Source organism: Paracoccus indicus (genome assembly GCF_003056335.1).
In the GTDB taxonomy this organism is placed as follows: domain Bacteria; phylum Pseudomonadota; class Alphaproteobacteria; order Rhodobacterales; family Rhodobacteraceae; genus Paracoccus; species Paracoccus indicus.
In genome coordinates this window covers 275052-289583 of record NZ_PYWA01000006.1, presented here as the reverse complement: position 1 = coordinate 289583, position 14532 = coordinate 275052, and the positions used below count along the sequence as shown (strand labels likewise).

13 protein-coding genes and 3 pseudogenes are annotated in these 14532 nt (G+C 60.1%); 11 read left to right on the top strand and 5 right to left on the bottom strand.

Going from position 1 to position 14532, the window contains the following annotated elements; genetic code table 11:
• Positions 1–9: 9 nt before the first annotated feature.
• The 5 genes and pseudogenes from DDE75_RS12120 to DDE75_RS17665 form a co-directional block, all read left to right on the top strand.
• Entirely contained in the window at positions 10–990 is a 981-nt protein-coding gene (locus DDE75_RS12120) for a TRAP transporter substrate-binding protein (protein WP_108502632.1), read from the top strand.
• Positions 987–1511 carry a TRAP transporter small permease gene (locus DDE75_RS12115; protein WP_108502631.1) on the top strand — a complete coding sequence of 175 codons (525 nt, stop codon included), beginning with the start codon at positions 987–989 and terminating at the stop codon, positions 1509–1511. The genes DDE75_RS12120 and DDE75_RS12115 overlap by 4 nt, the downstream gene beginning before the upstream one ends.
• A complete protein-coding gene (locus DDE75_RS12110; RefSeq protein ID WP_108502630.1) occupies positions 1508–2806 on the top strand; it encodes a TRAP transporter large permease in 1299 nt (432 codons plus the stop codon). The genes DDE75_RS12115 and DDE75_RS12110 overlap by 4 nt, the downstream gene beginning before the upstream one ends.
• 196 nt (positions 2807–3002) lie before the next feature.
• Positions 3003–3242 (top strand): annotated as a pseudogene (locus DDE75_RS12105) (transposase); the annotation flags it as partial.
• Between the two features lie 96 nt (positions 3243–3338).
• Positions 3339–3866 (top strand): annotated as a pseudogene (locus DDE75_RS17665) (IS110 family transposase); the annotation flags it as partial.
• A gap of 598 nt (positions 3867–4464) precedes the next feature.
• Here the strand turns inward: DDE75_RS17665 and DDE75_RS12090 are convergent.
• Positions 4465–4896 carry a GNAT family N-acetyltransferase gene (locus DDE75_RS12090; RefSeq protein ID WP_245894734.1) on the bottom strand — a complete coding sequence of 144 codons (432 nt, stop codon included), beginning with the start codon at positions 4894–4896 and terminating at the stop codon, positions 4465–4467.
• A 309-nt stretch (positions 4897–5205) separates the two neighbouring features.
• On the opposite strand from DDE75_RS12090, the gene DDE75_RS12085 reads away from it, so the two are divergent.
• Complete coding sequence (locus DDE75_RS12085; RefSeq protein ID WP_245894733.1) at positions 5206–6516, top strand: transposase; 1311 nt, start codon at positions 5206–5208, stop codon at positions 6514–6516.
• A 141-nt stretch (positions 6517–6657) separates the two neighbouring features.
• Here DDE75_RS12085 and DDE75_RS12080 read toward each other — a convergent pair whose 3' ends face one another.
• A complete protein-coding gene (locus DDE75_RS12080) occupies positions 6658–7392 on the bottom strand; it encodes an SDR family oxidoreductase (protein WP_108502627.1) in 735 nt (244 codons plus the stop codon).
• A gap of 77 nt (positions 7393–7469) precedes the next feature.
• Here DDE75_RS12080 and DDE75_RS12075 point away from each other — a divergent pair, with 77 nt between their 5' ends.
• Positions 7470–8414: an AraC family transcriptional regulator gene (locus tag DDE75_RS12075; RefSeq protein ID WP_108502626.1), complete on the top strand. Its 945-nt coding sequence runs from the start codon at positions 7470–7472 to the stop codon at positions 8412–8414.
• 275 nt (positions 8415–8689) lie between these two features.
• Here DDE75_RS12075 and DDE75_RS12070 read toward each other — a convergent pair whose 3' ends face one another.
• A complete protein-coding gene (locus DDE75_RS12070) occupies positions 8690–9121 on the bottom strand; it encodes a hypothetical protein (RefSeq protein ID WP_472462637.1) in 432 nt (143 codons plus the stop codon).
• A gap of 6 nt (positions 9122–9127) precedes the next feature.
• On the opposite strand from DDE75_RS12070, the gene DDE75_RS17895 reads away from it, so the two are divergent.
• Complete coding sequence (locus tag DDE75_RS17895) at positions 9128–9499, top strand: hypothetical protein (RefSeq protein ID WP_472462636.1); 372 nt, start codon at positions 9128–9130, stop codon at positions 9497–9499.
• A gap of 428 nt (positions 9500–9927) precedes the next feature.
• Positions 9928–10560: a tyrosine-type recombinase/integrase gene (locus DDE75_RS12060; RefSeq protein WP_108502623.1), complete on the top strand. Its 633-nt coding sequence runs from the start codon at positions 9928–9930 to the stop codon at positions 10558–10560.
• A 210-nt stretch (positions 10561–10770) separates the two neighbouring features.
• Here DDE75_RS12060 and DDE75_RS12055 read toward each other — a convergent pair whose 3' ends face one another.
• Positions 10771–11355: a LysE family translocator gene (locus DDE75_RS12055; protein WP_335672045.1), complete on the bottom strand. Its 585-nt coding sequence runs from the start codon at positions 11353–11355 to the stop codon at positions 10771–10773.
• A gap of 121 nt (positions 11356–11476) precedes the next feature.
• Between DDE75_RS12055 and DDE75_RS12050 the strand changes: the two genes are divergently transcribed.
• Complete coding sequence (locus tag DDE75_RS12050) at positions 11477–11923, top strand: Lrp/AsnC family transcriptional regulator (protein ID WP_108502621.1); 447 nt, start codon at positions 11477–11479, stop codon at positions 11921–11923.
• 321 nt (positions 11924–12244) lie between these two features.
• Here DDE75_RS12050 and DDE75_RS12045 read toward each other — a convergent pair whose 3' ends face one another.
• On the bottom strand, positions 12245–13558 hold the full coding sequence (locus DDE75_RS12045; RefSeq protein ID WP_162799019.1) for a DUF2254 domain-containing protein: 1314 nt from the start codon (positions 13556–13558) through the stop codon (positions 12245–12247).
• A gap of 530 nt (positions 13559–14088) precedes the next feature.
• On the opposite strand from DDE75_RS12045, the pseudogene DDE75_RS12040 reads away from it, so the two are divergent.
• Positions 14089–14409: pseudogene (locus DDE75_RS12040) on the top strand (transposase); the annotation flags it as partial.
• Positions 14410–14532: the final 123 nt, after the last annotated feature.

Genomic DNA, 14532 nt, shown 5'->3' with positions numbered 1-14532 from the left:
GAGGACATCATGACCCTGAAGACCCTGATCCTTTCCTCGGCTGCCGCGCTGGCGCTGACCGTAGCGGCCCACGCGCAGGAGCTGCGATATGCCAACTGGGCTGCGCCGATGCACACCATCAATGCCTCGCAGATCGAGCGACTGGCGAAGGCGCTGAATGACAAGACCGGAGGCTCCGTCACTCTGCGCGCCTTCCATGGTGGCGAATTGGGCGCCGGGCCGGCCGATCAATATGTCCGCGTGGTGCAGGGCACGGCCGAGATGGGCTGGGGCCTGCCCGGCTATACCTCATCGCAGTTTCCCAAGACCATGATCACTGAGTTGCCCGGCGCGCTGGAACTTGACGCCCCTGCGCACGAGGCTATGTGGCGCGCCTTCGACGCCGAGCTGGCGGCCGAGTTCCCGATGACCGAGGTGATCGCGCTTTGGGGCTCCGAGCCGAATATCCTGATGATGCGCGACCGCGAGATCCGCACCCCCGAAGATCTGCGCGGCCTGAAGATCCGCGTCTCGGGTGCCGCAGCCGCCGACGCGATCGAGGCGCTTGGCGCGACCCCGGTGCAGCTTCCAGTGACGCAGGTATACAACGGGCTGCAGACGGGACTGATCGACGGGCTGGTCAGCGGCGCCTCGGTCATGTCGGACTTCAAGCTGGACGAGGTCGTGGGGACCATGTCGCTTGGCGCGAACCTCGGCAGGCTCAGCTTCTTCACTGTGATGAACAAGTCGGCCTATGACGCCCTGCCCGACGAGGCGAAGGCTGCGCTGGACACCGACATGCGCGCCGAGCTGTCGGCCCGCGCCGAAGAGGCGTGGAAGGCGACCGCCGATGCCGGGATCGAGGCCGCCCGCGCGTCCGACAGCACCACCGTCATCGACCTGACCAAGGATGAGATCGCGGCCTTCGACGCGGCCCTCTCTCCGGTCACCGACGCCTATATCGCGGATGTCGGCGGCGAGGCGGCGCTGGCCGCAATGCGCGGGCAATGATGAAAGGCCTGCAACGCTGGACGGACAGGCTTATAAGCCTGTCCACCTTCATTGGCACGGCGGGACTTCTAGTCGTCGTCGGCGTGATCCTGGTGGACGTGATCGGGCGCAATTTCGGCAGGCCGCTCTATGGCGCACAGGATATGGTCACGATGACCATGGTGCTGATCATCTTCGGTGGCATGGCACTGTGCGACAGAATGGATGGACATATCGTCGTGGATATCTTCGAAGGCGCGTTTCCCGAAGGACTGAACCGTGCCATCGACATCGGATCGGCCTTGCTGGGGGCTGTCATCTTCGCGCTGATCGCTTGGGCAGTCTGGAACAGTGCGCAGCTTAGCCAGATGCTGAACCTTTCGACAAACCTGCTGCGCCTGCCGCTGGCCTGGTTTCAGTATGCACTGGTTGTCTTCTCGGGTGTGACGGTTCTGACGCTATTGATGCGTGCGGCACTGTTGCTTTCGGGGGCCCCACGCAAGTCACCTGAAAAGAACCTCGAGTCGGAGCATTACGTATGAATCCCGTCCTCGTCGGTACGGTCGGCCTTGGGCTGCTGCTTGCGCTGCTGTTGATCCGAGTGCCGGTCGCTTTCGCCATGTTCGCGATCGGCTTTTGCGGCATCTGGCTGCTGAACGGCTTTAGCGCTGCAATGGGCCTGCTTTCGTCGGAAACCTTCGCGCTGGCCTCCAATGCCGAACTGATCGTCGTGCCGCTGTTCATCCTGATGGGCAACGTCGCCAGCGCAACCGGCATGAGCCGCAAACTGTATGACGCGGCCTATGCGATGATCGGCCAGATCCGCGGTGGACTTGCCTCGGCCACGGTGATCGGTTGCGGCGGTTTCGCGGCGCTGTCGGGATCGTCCGTGGCATCAGCGCTGACAATGGGCCGCGTTGCGCTGGCCGAGATGGATCGCTTCAACTACAGTCCGCGCTTGTCCACCGGGGTCGTGGCGGCGGGTGGTACGCTTGGTATCCTCATCCCTCCTTCGACGGGCTTTGTCATCTATGCGATTCTGACCCAACAGAGCATCGGCCGGCTTTTCATGGCAGGGGTGCTGCCCGGCATCCTCCTGCTGACACTGTTCATTTTGACGATCATGGTTCTTTGCTGGATCTGGCCCGAAATGGGGCCACGTGGCCCGGCGACCTCAATGGCCGAGAAAGGCCGCGCTTTCGTTGGCGCCGTTCCAATTCTGACGGTGGTGCTGGTTACCATCGGCGGCATCTATGGCGGGATCTTTTCACCAACCGAAGCCGCGGGCATCGGTGCGGCTCTGGTCATCGTCATCGGTGCTATTGGCCGCAGCCTGACACTGGCCACCTTCTGGCAGGCGGCCCGTAGCAGCATCGTGACGACCGCCTCGGTCATGCTGATCCTGATCGCAGCGCATCTGATCAATCCCTTTATTGCCCTGAGCCATCTGCCAGCCCATGTCAGCGACATTCTGGTTACGCTGGACCTCGGCGTCTATGGCACGCTTCTGATCATCTTGGGGATCTATCTTGTGCTGGGCTGCTTCCTCGAAGGCTTGGCAATGTTGGTCCTGACTTTGCCGATTTTTATGCCGGTGGTGCTGCAGCTAGGGATCGATCCGATCTGGTTCGGAGTGCTGGTTGTCCTGACACTGGAAATGGGGCTGATTTCGCCCCCGGTCGGCATCAACGTCTTCATCGTGAAATCCGTCGCCCGCGCGGTCCCGCTTTCCGACATCTTCCGGGGCGTCATGCCGTTCTGGTTCGCGATGTTGATCTGCTTGCTAATCATCATCGTCTTGCCACAACTCACCCTGTGGCTGCCCAACATGATGTAACTCATTGCCCGACAAGCCTGGTTTTTGGCTTCAACCACGAATGTATGCCATTATCGAGAAGGCTATCGCTGCTCAAATTACAGTAGGGAAATTGTGATTGTTGTCAAAGATTGGGTGCTATGCCTTTTGAGAACTGGACCGTCTGAAACTGGAGGTTTCGGCTAATCTTCCCTGGTTGAGAGGGGAGCTAAGAACGATGAAGGCATCGAAGTTTACGGAAGCGCAAAAGGCGTTCATCCTAGAGCAAGGCGATGAGGGCACGCCGGTGGCCGAAATCTGCCGCAAAGCGGGGATCAGCTAAGCGACCTGTTTCAACTGAAAGTAGCGGTATGGCGGGCTGCTGCCCAACGAACTACGTCGGCTGAAGGCGCTTGAGGACGAGAACAGTCACCTGAAAAACATCATCGCCGACCTGACGCTGGATCGCGAAATGGTGAGCGTGTGAACGCCACTGATGGTGGGAATGGCCCCACCAGCGGCATCGTGTTGCACCAAAGTGGGTCTGTGAAACATTCACCTAGTGAAGCCATTCATGGACAAGCCTGTCACCGTTGGCCCTGATTTGGCCAAGAACGTCTTTCAAATTCACGGACTGGACGCGGAGGGCGCGATTGTCTTTCGGCGACGGTTGCAGGTTCTGGCGTTCTTCTCACGGTTGGAGCCCTGCCTCGTCGTCATGGAAGCCTGTGCGGGCGCCCATTACTGGGTGCGGGAGCTGACGTCGATCGGGCCGAAGTGCGGCTGATGCCGCCCGCCTATGTCCAAACCCTACGTGAAGCGCGGGAAGACCGATGCGGTTGACGAGGAGGCGATCTACGAGGCTGTCACTCGTCCGACGATGCGCTTCGTGCCAGTGAAGTCAGCGGACCGTCAGGCGGCGCTGCTCGATCACAAGGCGCGGGACTTCCTGATCCGGCAAAGGACGCAGATCGTGAACGCCATTCGCGCGCACCTGAGCGAGTTCGGGGTTGTCGTCGCAAAGGGTATTCATAATGTTGATCGGCCACTCAAGGCGGCCTGCGATGTGCCCGCTGCGGCGATCCCGGCGCTTGACATGTTGGCCGGCCAGTTGCGTGACACGCAAGCCCGGTGGAAGGGGGCAGATAGTCCTGCCTTCAGCGGTGGAAAAAATTGCGTAAAATCAGTGGTGCCTGTTCCCCATGCGAAGGCGGGCCCGCCTTTCTTGTCACAAAGGTCTGCCTCTGATGGGCCGCAGCCCAATCTCTGGCCCGTGTTCCGAACTGGTCCGACATGTCGCGGCGCTCCTTTTTCTTCCGCCAGTGGCGAAGCCATCGCTGATTTTCACTTTGGATGACCTCATATCATCCGAAGGGCAAAGCAGGGTGGGTGCAGCCCGACCTGTGGCCGGACGGCGATCTGACACACGGGGCGGGAGCGGTGAAATTGGGAGGGACCCGCGTGTCCCGCGCGTGGGAGGAACCGGATTTCTCCGTGGAGGCTGACGCGCAGCGGCACCAGAGCCCGTGTTCGGATCGCGGCCGGATGGCAGGCGGAAAAATGAAACGAAGGATTGTCGGCCGTGCCAGAGCGAAGCGGAGGCGGGGCTGTCTGCTGGATCAGCGATCGCGGTGCCCGCGATCACCACATTTCTGAAAAGCAGCCTCTCGACTGCTAGGCAGCATCGACGCGAAGAGCCCTTATCGGACCTTGGAGTAGATGACGCAATCGCGGGGCGCTTCGGAAATGTTTGGGTGGCGGAAGTAGCGCCGCAGGATACCCTCGCGCTCCATACCTGCTTTCTCCATCACTCGGGCCGATGCCGGATGATCCACGTCACAGAAAGCTTCTGTTCTGCAAATCATGGGGTGAGCGAGCGCCTGTTCCACGAGCCAGCGCATCACCTCTGTTGCGCACCCCTTCCCCCATGCCGATCTCCGCAAAACGTAGCCGTAGTTCACCTTATGGCCAACCAGTTTAGGGTGAAACATACCAAGGAATTTTCCGCTTTCGCGGTCACGTGCGACAATGGGAAAGCCGCTCCCCAAGTCCCATTCGGCTGCCGCAATTTCCAGAAATGCGGACGTGTCCGCGAGGCTTCGATGAGGCTTCCATCCAAGAAAGCGTGTAATCTCCGCGTCGGTGGCGTAGCTGTCAAAAAAATAGCTTGGGCGTCATCCACCTTCACGCGCCGGAGGAAGTAGCGGGCTGTCTCGAACTCTTCTGGCAGGCGATAAGGTGGGCTCATCCTTCCACCCTACCGATGGAACAGAACACAGCAAGCTGTCGAACGTCCGCTCCGTCCCGGATTCTGTTGAAAAACACCGTTGCCTGATAGCTCTGACGCTGATTCACTTCTCTTAGCCAGGGAGGTGACGGCCATGATGGGACCTCGGCCAGTTTCACAAGGACAGCTGTTCTAAGAGTTCTTGTTGGAGACCATGGTGCCCTCTGATCATCACCTGCGGGCCATGGACCGGTTTGTCGATCTCTCTTGCGTGCGTTCACTGCTAGCGCCGACATACTCGTCGACGGGCAGACCGTCGGTTGATCCCGAACTGATGATCCGCATGCTTCTGGTCGGCTATTGCTACGGCATCCGCTCCGAGCGGCGGCTGTGCGAAAAGGTGGGACTGAACCTGGCCTATCGTTGGTTCTGTCGTCTCGATCTGACCGATGCAGTGCCTGATCATTCCACCTTCTCGAAGAGCCGCCACGGCCGGTTTCGAGACTGCGATCTGCTGCGGCAGGTGTTCGAGGCCGTGCTGACGCGCTGCATCACCGAAGGCTTCGTTGGCGGCAGGCAGTTCGGGGCGGACGCTTCTCTGATCAAGGCCGACGCCAGCCGCGACAGCAAGGTCCGGGCCGAAGATTGGTCCGCGGGCGACACTGTCACCCGAGCCACACAAGAGTATCTGGACACTCTTGATGACATGGCATTCGGCGTCTCTACGTCAGTGCAGCCTAAAACGCTTTCGCCGACCGATCCCGCTGCCCGCTTCACAGCTGCAAACGGCGACAGGCCTTTCTTTGCCTACAGCACCAACTATCTCGTCGACCTGGAGCACGCGATCATCGTGGATGTGGAGGCAACAGCACCCATCCGCCAGGCGGAGGTGGCGTGTGTTCGTGAGATGATCGTGCGCACCAAGGAGACATTTGGACCGCATCCCGACACGCTTGTCGCCGATACTGCATATGGAGCAGGCGACATGCTGGGCTGGCTGGTCGACGAGCAGGAGATCGAGCCGCATATTCTCGCCTTCGACAAGACCGAACGCGGTGATGGTGCATTCCCGGCCACAGCCTTTGCTTTTGACCACGCGGCCAATGAATACACCTGCCCCGACGGCAAGAAGCTGAAGAAATACTGGCGCGAGATGCGCAAGCCGCAATCCGGCGTCTGCAAGGACGACACGACCCGCTACTATGCCAGCAAGCATGACTGTTCCGTATGCCCCCTGAAGCCGCGATGCACCCCGGGCGCCGCCGTCCGCGAGATCGCTCGCCATCCGCACGAGGACGCGCGAGAGCATGCCCGCCAGCTGGCAAAGACCGATGCCTATGTCGCATCAAGCTATGCCAGGAAGAAGGTCGAGATGCTTTTTGCCCACCAGAAGCGGATCATACGCCTCGACCGTCTGCGACTACGCGGACCAAACGGCGCAAAGGACGAATTCCATCTGGCCGCGACCGTCCAGAACCTACGGAAACTCGCCAAACTGATCCCGATGACGCCAAAGATCGCCTGAAGAGGCGCAGCGCTTTTGTTTGCCAGAGCGACGAGCGATCATACGGAGCGTGTTTTTCAACGTTATCCGGACGGAACGGACGGTCGCCAGTTATCCTGGACCGTCTGCTATGCGGGACAAACTAGCCGTTTACCACTTCCGTCAGCCCTGTGCTGTTGGCCGCACCACGATACTCCCAACCTCGACATCAGCCGGTTGTTCGAGCGCGTAGAGGATGGCCCGGGCGATCGCCTCCGGGGCCATTCCGATATCGCCCATCCGGCCGTCGATCATCTTCTTGACCGAGGGGTCCGTTATGGTCAGCGTGAAGTTCGTCGAAACCATGCCCGGAGAAACCTCGGTCACCCGCAGGCTCGGCCCCGCTTCCTGCCTGAGCGCCTCAGTCGCCGTTCGCACGGCATTCTTGGTCGCGGCATAGACGCCCATCGTCGGCAGGATCTTCAGTCCGGCCGTGGACACGACGTTGATGACATGCCCGCAGTCCTGCCGGGTGAAGACCGGAAGGGCAGCCGCAATACCGTAGAGCGTGCCGCGCAGATTTACATCGATCATCGCGTCCCACTCCTCGACCCGCAGCGCGTCGAAGCGCGAGATCGGGCCGATGCCGGCATTGTTGACGATGGCATCGAGCCTGCCGAACCGCTGGACGGCGGTTTCCACCAGCGCTTCGAGGTCGGCGCGGCGGCGCACGTCCGTCACCTTGTGAGCCGCCTTGCCGCCCTCGACGGTGATCTCGGCGACAAGCTGTTCAAGGATCTGTTCGCGGCGAGCGCCAAGCACCACGGCGGCGCCCCGAGCCGCCAGCAGCGTCGCCGTGGCACGCCCGATGCCGCTGCTTGCGCCGGTGATGGCGATCACTTTGCCTTCGAGTGTCATGAGTTGCGGTCCTTCGGTCAGTTTCCCTTGCCACGGATTTATAGCCCCTTCACAAGAAGAACGATGTCGAGAGGTCCATGATTTTGTCGCAATCGTCCAACTTTCAGCCCGATCCGCTGTCCGACGTTCTTGAGGTGCTTGGTGCCCGCGTGATACGGCAGACCCGCTTGGAGGCTTCTGGGGACTGGGCGCTGTCGTTCCCGGCACTGGACCGGTTGAAATTCGTGGCCGTGCTGCGAGGAATGTGCTGGATGCAGACGGAAGGACGGGCGCCGCACCCGATGCAGGCCGGGGATGTCTGCCTGATCGGGAGCTCGGGCTATGCCGTTTCCAGTGACCCAATGCTGCCGCCAGAGGACGGCCAGCACCTCTTTGAAAGTCCCCGTCGGGACTTTGTCCGCCTCGGCGGAGATGAGGTGGTTTCGATCGGCGGAACGGTCACCTTTTCAGGGCCGAACGCCGATTTCCTGTTGAACATGCTGCCGGACTTCATCCCTGTTCAGCGCCACACCGCAGGGGCCGAAGCCATTTCGACCGTCCTGTCGCTCATGTCGCAGGAGATCGGGCGAGCTGCGATCGGTTCCACGATAGTGGGCGCACGCTTGGCAGACCTTCTTCTGGTCGAGACATTTCGCGCCCATGCCAAGCAGGCCGGACCTTCTCAATTCGGATGGTTCGGCGCGCTGTCCGATCCTAGGATTGGCAGGGCCCTGAAGGCCCTGCACGCAGATGTCGCGCGCGCCTGGACCGTGGCTGATATAGCGGCTGTCGCCGGAATGTCTCGGGCCGCGTTTTCGGCGGAATTCAGTCGTCGCATCGGTCTGCCGCCACTATCGTATTTGCGCTCTTGGCGCCTGACACTCGCACGCGGACGATTGCTTCAGGACGAAGCCTCTGTCGCCGACGTTGCCCATGAGGTTGGGTATCAGTCGCAAAGCGCGTTTTCCCAAGCGTTTCTGCGAACTTTCGGGCATTCGCCGAGTGCCGAAACGCGTGCGAAAGCTGTCACCCCGGCACCTTGAGCTCCAGCGGTATTACAGGTTTCAGAGCGATGGTCGCTTTGGGCTCTTAACGTCGATTTGCCGGCCTTGGTGCCGGCAACGGTCCTGGGCAGCCCCTGACCAGCGCACTCGGCCCATTGCGATCGGTAGGGACGGTATTTTTGCTACCGTGCGGCTTCCCGAGAGCAGACGTTCATGCCCGGCGCAGTGAGATCGACAGGTCACAGTCTGCTCTGCGGGACAAACCAGCCATTAGGCAAACCACGCAGAATGGCTGGTTGATTGAGCTTCAGCCCTTACACTTGCTCGCTCGGATGCCCCCACATGAGTGGCGCGGCATAGGGGCCGGATATGTTGGATGTGGAGTCGCCGACGCCGTCCAATGCTCCCGGAGTCAGCTCGCGCGCAAACCAACATTCGAGAGGTGCTTGCGTCCTCACGGGCGGCAAGACTTTGTGGGGTGCATTGTAGCGGTTTGCATAGTGGAACGGCTCCCCCATGACGAAGATTACGTCGGCATCAAGCTGCTTTTCCGCTTCTTCCCTGGGGCGCGTTGCATAGCCCTTTCTTTGATAGTCTGGCAGTACCGCCAATGGGGCGAGAACATGGCATTTCAGATGCGATGCCTTGTCGATTGTGATTGGTGTGTAGCATGCATGCGCGACACCTTCATACAGGATGGAAAAACTACCATCCTCGATCAGGTCATCCGCAAGGTCGGCGTACAACTTGGCATGACGTTCATCATACAGCCCCCCGGCAGCGGCGAAGGCTTCGAATTGGATCTGGTGTGGCGTTTTCATGGAAAACTGCCTTTCTGCTTTGGTTTATCGTTGGTTCATTTGGGCACGTACGGATGTATTGCCCAGTTTGGTGATGCGGTACGAACCGCCCTGGAGGGATTTGATGAAGCGTTTGTCCTTGAGCCGGGTGAATACGTCCAAGGTACAAGCCGGGAAGGCGAAACCGTCACGGGTGAAGCACTGGACGGATTTCACCTTGCGATTGTCAGCGCGCATGAATTTGATCTCGCCGCCAAGGGCGAGTTCATGCAAAACACGTTGCTCGTGCTTCGAGATGTTCATTGGGATGTCTCGATCTTATGAAAGTACAGAAACAGACCACTCAGCATGGCGCGTGAGTGTGTCCATTTTTGTTAGTGTTCCCGAATTTCCTTCACTGGGAACGGGCGTTATGCCCGGGGCTCTTTCATAAAATCTCCATTGCGCGAGGCGAATTACCTCGAGCATTCGTCGTGACTTGTCTTCAAGTTTAGAGACGTCAACCGGCATACCGCAACATAGCAAGCCAGCGCGAGCAAAGCCGACATTCCAGCAGTGTGCAGCGTCAGTTGCTGTGGGCTCTTCACGTCGATGCTGCCGCCCTTGCCACCGGAAGTCGTTGGGCCTCCTTCACTCGGTATACGTCCGCTCCTGGTGCCGGCTTGGGCGCAGATGCCGAACCATCGGAATGATATGCTTGCTTTGTCGACACTATCGAAGAAGGGCGGGCATGACGGAAAGGAGGTGTCACCATGTCCATCGATTTTCTTCCCGCCGTCAGGCCTGCCCGCGTCAGTTGTAATAAGGGCCGCATCGTCGGTCGGAAGCGGCCGCTTCTTCCGCGACATGTATGGTCGATCCGGTTCCGGCTTGAAATGGCAGGCAATCCCCGCGACCTCGCGCTGTTCAACATGGCGATCGACAGCAAGCTCCGCGGGTGCGACCTCGTGGCCCTGAGGGTCCAAGATGTTTTCGCCGCAGGGCACGTGAAGGAGCGCGCCTCGATGATCCAGAGCAAAACAGGAAAACCCGTCCGGTTCGAGATTACCGATACGACGCGCCAATCCTTGGACCGCTGGATCCGGAACCCCGAGATGATCGGCCTCGAGTTCTTGTGGCCAAGCCGGATCCACTGGAGCGCGCACCTGTCGACACGGCAGTATGCCCGGATCGTCCGGGGCTGGGTCGTGTCGCCTGGTCTGGAGCCGAGCGCCTACGGTACCCATTCAATGAGGCGCACCAAGGTTGCCCAGATCTACAAGAAGACGGGAAACCTGCGTGCTGTTCAACTGTTGCTCGGCTACACGAAGATGGACAGCACCGTGCGCTATCTCGGGGTCGATATCGAGGACGCGCTGTCGCTATCAGAAGCGATAGACCTGTAGCCATCCTACCGCCCGGGGCATTCAACCCCGGTCGGCCCAAAGCTGCCGCTAGACGCACGACCGATGCTGCCTTGCAGCTTCTCCAAAGCAGACGTTCTTGCCTTGGCGCAGCGGAAGCAAGATGGCACAATCTGCCATGGAGACGAAATGGACCCCAATACCACAGTCAGTTCGATCGCACTTCGGAACCGAGACTGGCAACGCTATGGTTCATGTACCGAGACCGAGCACGGGATAGAGCGACACCACTAGCAAAGCTGCCATGGTGATATTGAAGACCCGAAGCCGGGTCGCGTTTGACAGCCATTGCCGGACCACGGTCCCAAGCCATGCCCAGACCGAAATCGCCGGAAAGCTGACGAGTGCGAACGCACCTGCCACGATGGCAACCGACAGCAGTGACCGGTCGGGCGCGTAGAGCGTAACGGCAGACAGACACATGGCCCAGGCTTTTGGGTTCACCCACTGGAAAGTGGCCGCCTGGAGAAATGTCATGGGACGGCTGTCTGCGTCCCGCTCCTCCACCGATGCGGCCGTGGCGATCTTGAATGCGAGCCAAAGCAGGTAGCCGACGGAGACGACCTTCAGCACCAGGTTCAGGGCGGGCAGTATGTCGAACAGCGCCATCAGCCCTGCACCCACAAGAAACGCCATGACCGACACGCCTCCGACGATGCCTAGCATGTGCGGCAAGGTCCGGCGGAAGCCGAAGTTTGCACCGGACGCCATCAACATCAGGTTGTTGGGGCCAGGCGTGACGGTCGCGACAAACGCGAAGCCCAGAAGGGCGGTCATGATAGCGAAACTCATGTGTGGTGCTCCGAATATTGCTTGAGCGCAATAATAGCGGAAGGAGGTCGCAATATATCGTCTGTTAATCTATCTTTGTCTTAATATGCACAACGATTGTCGGCTCATGGACACTACAAACCATAAAATATTGCGCGAACTGCGGCGTGACGGCCGGATCAGCAATGTTGCTCTGGCTGACCGGGTCGGTCTGTCTCCCTCGGCCTGCCTGAGGCGGGTTCAGGAACTCGAACGATCAGGAGTGATCTGGGGCTATAGGGTTGTGACCAACCCGGAGCGGATGGGCCGAGGTTTTTCCGCTTACGTCATGGTCGGCCTGTCCTCCCATACCAAGGCGGCACAGGAGGGCTTTGAGCGCGCTATGTCAGTCGCGCCCGAAGTCGTCGAGTGCCACAACATCGCAGGAGCTTTCGAGTATATCCTTCGTGTCGAGAGCGCTGATCTCTTGGAATACAAGCGCTTTCACACAGAGGTCTTGGGCACCCAATCCCATGTCCATGCGATCACATCCCACATCGTGATGGGATCACCAAAGGATGAACGCGCCACATGATCTGAACGTGCGAGCCGGTGTAGCTCGGGCGTTTGCAAGCAGGGGCTGCCGAATGTCGCAGAAGGGCTCTTCGGGTCAATATGGCGATTCGCGCGACGGCCGGAGGCGCGGGAGCGTCCGACCCGCCCTATCGGCCCATTACAGGTAGTCAGGCGTCACAAGCTGCAGCCTGCAGCTTCCTCAGAGAAGTCGTTGGCGCCCGGTGTAGCAAAATGGTCCGAGCAAGGTCGGGACAATTGGACGATTCTGCCGTTGCCCCTTTTCGATTCCTGAAGCTTCGCACAACTGGCCACTCTTTGACTTAAGATTGGCAAAGGGGCATCACGTTTGCAGCGCCGAGAGGGCGTGCTTTGCATGGTTCTCAATGTTGCGAAGGTCTGCCACATTGGGGATCTCGCGCCGTGCATCTTCCATGACCGCCTCGATTTCGGCCGCAAGAGCATCGCGCTGTGCCGCACTACGCGTGCACGGGGCCATGCTGCGAAATGTCTTCAGCAGGTTGATCAGCACCAGCGGCATGCCCGCACCCGCCTGCCGGATCTGGCTGAACGCAGCGTTCATCAGGCCTGCATGGTCAATGCTGGGACCGACCAGGCGCAGTTGCCCGTCCTCGTCGTGATAGGCACCTGTGGGCACCTCGCGCTTCATCAGCTGCGGCCAAGCTGCCGACAAGCGGTGGATCACCGAGACAGCCGTGTAGGGATCGTTGATCCCGGGCGAGAGGGCGCGGACGGCGATCTCGACCAAGTGGCGGATCGGAAATTCCAGATCTTGAACCGGAGTGCGATGCGGTCCAAGCATGATCGCGGCGCGGATTTGCTCCGCCAGCGCCTGCGACGAGCGTTCCGCTGGATAGATCCCAAACCCCCGGCCGTTCGCGATAACGAAATCGCCTGCCCGCAACTCCAGCCCGATCAAGACGTCTGCCTGACGAGAGGATTTTAGGATGTGGTCGATCTCGATGGATTGGACATAGCCAAAATCATCTATCCCGAAAAAGGCCGCTCGCTGGCTGAAATCTCGCGGCAGGTCGTCGCTGCAATGCTGGTCTGCTTCGGCCAGGTCCAGCTTGGCCACTCCGTCGTCCAGCTCGCCTCCAACCGCCTCGATCAACGATTCGGACATGATCGAGGTCGCCAAATGATGGATGAACACCACCAGCAACCCAAGGCAAAGCGCGGCCAGCCCGACGGCCAGAGTGACCGAGGGAAAGGTCCCTTCTTTCTGCTCCACCCCAAGCGCCGACAGCAGCAGGAGTGCATAAAGAATTGTCAGGACAAATGTGCCAAGAACAAGCTGCGTCAGACGCCGCGCCATGAAATTTCGAACGAGGCGCGGCCCGAATTGTCCAGCGGCCAGCGTCAATACCACCATTGTGATCGAAAAGACCAAGCTGGTCATGGTGCCGATCGCCGACAGGATCGTTGCGACAATCTCGCGTGCCTGGTCGGGCCCGCCTTGGTAAATCCACCTCGGGTTCCCTTCTTGCGGTTCACTGCCAAGCAAGGTATCGAGGTATCGTGCAGAAAACGCCAGTATCGGTGCCATCGCGCCAAGTATCGCCGGCAGAAACCATAGGCTTGTCCTGACCCCGTCCCAGATCGCGCGGACCGCGTGCAGCTTCGGCAGCGACATCATCAGGCGTTCGCCACGGCGGCGCGTCTTGGGCGTGCCTTATCTGCGGCACGTCTTTTCCGTTCGGCCATTGCCATTGGGTCCCTCGCTGGATCTCTGCCGCAACATATCTGCTCGCATCAACTGCTGAGAGGTGCAGCCGTTCCCAACCGTTTGGGTCCGGTCCCGGAGCAGCGCAGCGCAGGCTCTCTGATGCGCGATTGAAGATCAGAGTGGTGGCCTCGGTGTGGTACTCGTAGCTGTCCCAAGCCGAGACAGAGATCGGAATGCTAAGGCCGTCGGACAGTCCGCAACGCGCCGCGCCCAACTCATTTCCAGCATTCGCGCGCGGTCATCGTCCTCTCGGGGCTAACTTTGGGGCTTCGGCTGAATGTCCGCTTCCAACATTCGACTGTGATATCTCGCGCCGGCGGTAACGGTTTGGAAGCCGCCCTTCGCGTCGGGTCAGGCGTCTGTAAGACCGCACCGAAGCCGAATGGCCGCTTTCGCTTCTTGAGGACGGCAGTTCGCTGCACTGCCGCAAGTCCGCTTTCCGCCCTTCGCGTGACTACGCAGCATGGCTCGGCCTCACGCCGCAGGCACATTCCAGCGGCGGGAAGGAAAAGCTCGGACGAATATCCAAAGCCGGTAATCGATACCTGCGCAGGCTGCTCGACCTCGGCGCCATGGACCAGATCAGCGCGCGGCGAGGGTGTCGAGAGGGTTCGTCAGGACATGCACCCGATTGGCTCGACCGGATGCTTGTCCGCAATCCGGTGAAGGTGGTCGCCGTAGCGCCGGCCAACCGCATGGCCCGAACAATCTGGGCGCTGATTGCCCGTGGCGGCAGTTACCGAGCCACCTCAGCCTGAAATGCAAGAGACCAGCCGCGTCGGTATCGGACCGGCAAGGCTTTAAGATGGTGCGGCGCAGTGTAAGGTGATGGCAAAGCGACGGTAACACAGCGGAACGGGACACCCAGTTCGGACCGGAGC

Excerpts from the sequence above, each read along its gene's own strand:
- DDE75_RS12080 (WP_108502627.1), bottom strand. The coding sequence starts at position 7,392 with ATGACACTCGAAGGCAAAGTGATCGCCATCACCGGCGCAAGCAGCGGC.
- DDE75_RS12055 (WP_335672045.1), bottom strand. The coding sequence starts at position 11,355 with ATGACCGCCCTTCTGGGCTTCGCGTTTGTCGCGACCGTCACGCCTGGC.
- DDE75_RS17895 (WP_472462636.1), top strand. The coding sequence starts at position 9,128 with ATGACGTTCATCATACAGCCCCCCGGCAGCGGCGAAGGCTTCGAATTG.
- DDE75_RS12060 (WP_108502623.1), top strand. The coding sequence starts at position 9,928 with ATGTCCATCGATTTTCTTCCCGCCGTCAGGCCTGCCCGCGTCAGTTGT.
- DDE75_RS12050 (WP_108502621.1), top strand. The coding sequence starts at position 11,477 with ATGGACACTACAAACCATAAAATATTGCGCGAACTGCGGCGTGACGGC.
- DDE75_RS12045 (WP_162799019.1), bottom strand. The coding sequence starts at position 13,558 with ATGTCGCTGCCGAAGCTGCACGCGGTCCGCGCGATCTGGGACGGGGTC.
- DDE75_RS12115 (WP_108502631.1), top strand. The coding sequence starts at position 987 with ATGATGAAAGGCCTGCAACGCTGGACGGACAGGCTTATAAGCCTGTCC.
- DDE75_RS12075 (WP_108502626.1), top strand. The coding sequence starts at position 7,470 with ATGATTTTGTCGCAATCGTCCAACTTTCAGCCCGATCCGCTGTCCGAC.
- DDE75_RS12110 (WP_108502630.1), top strand. The coding sequence starts at position 1,508 with ATGAATCCCGTCCTCGTCGGTACGGTCGGCCTTGGGCTGCTGCTTGCG.
- DDE75_RS12120 (WP_108502632.1), top strand. The coding sequence starts at position 10 with ATGACCCTGAAGACCCTGATCCTTTCCTCGGCTGCCGCGCTGGCGCTG.
- DDE75_RS12085 (WP_245894733.1), top strand. The coding sequence starts at position 5,206 with ATGGTGCCCTCTGATCATCACCTGCGGGCCATGGACCGGTTTGTCGAT.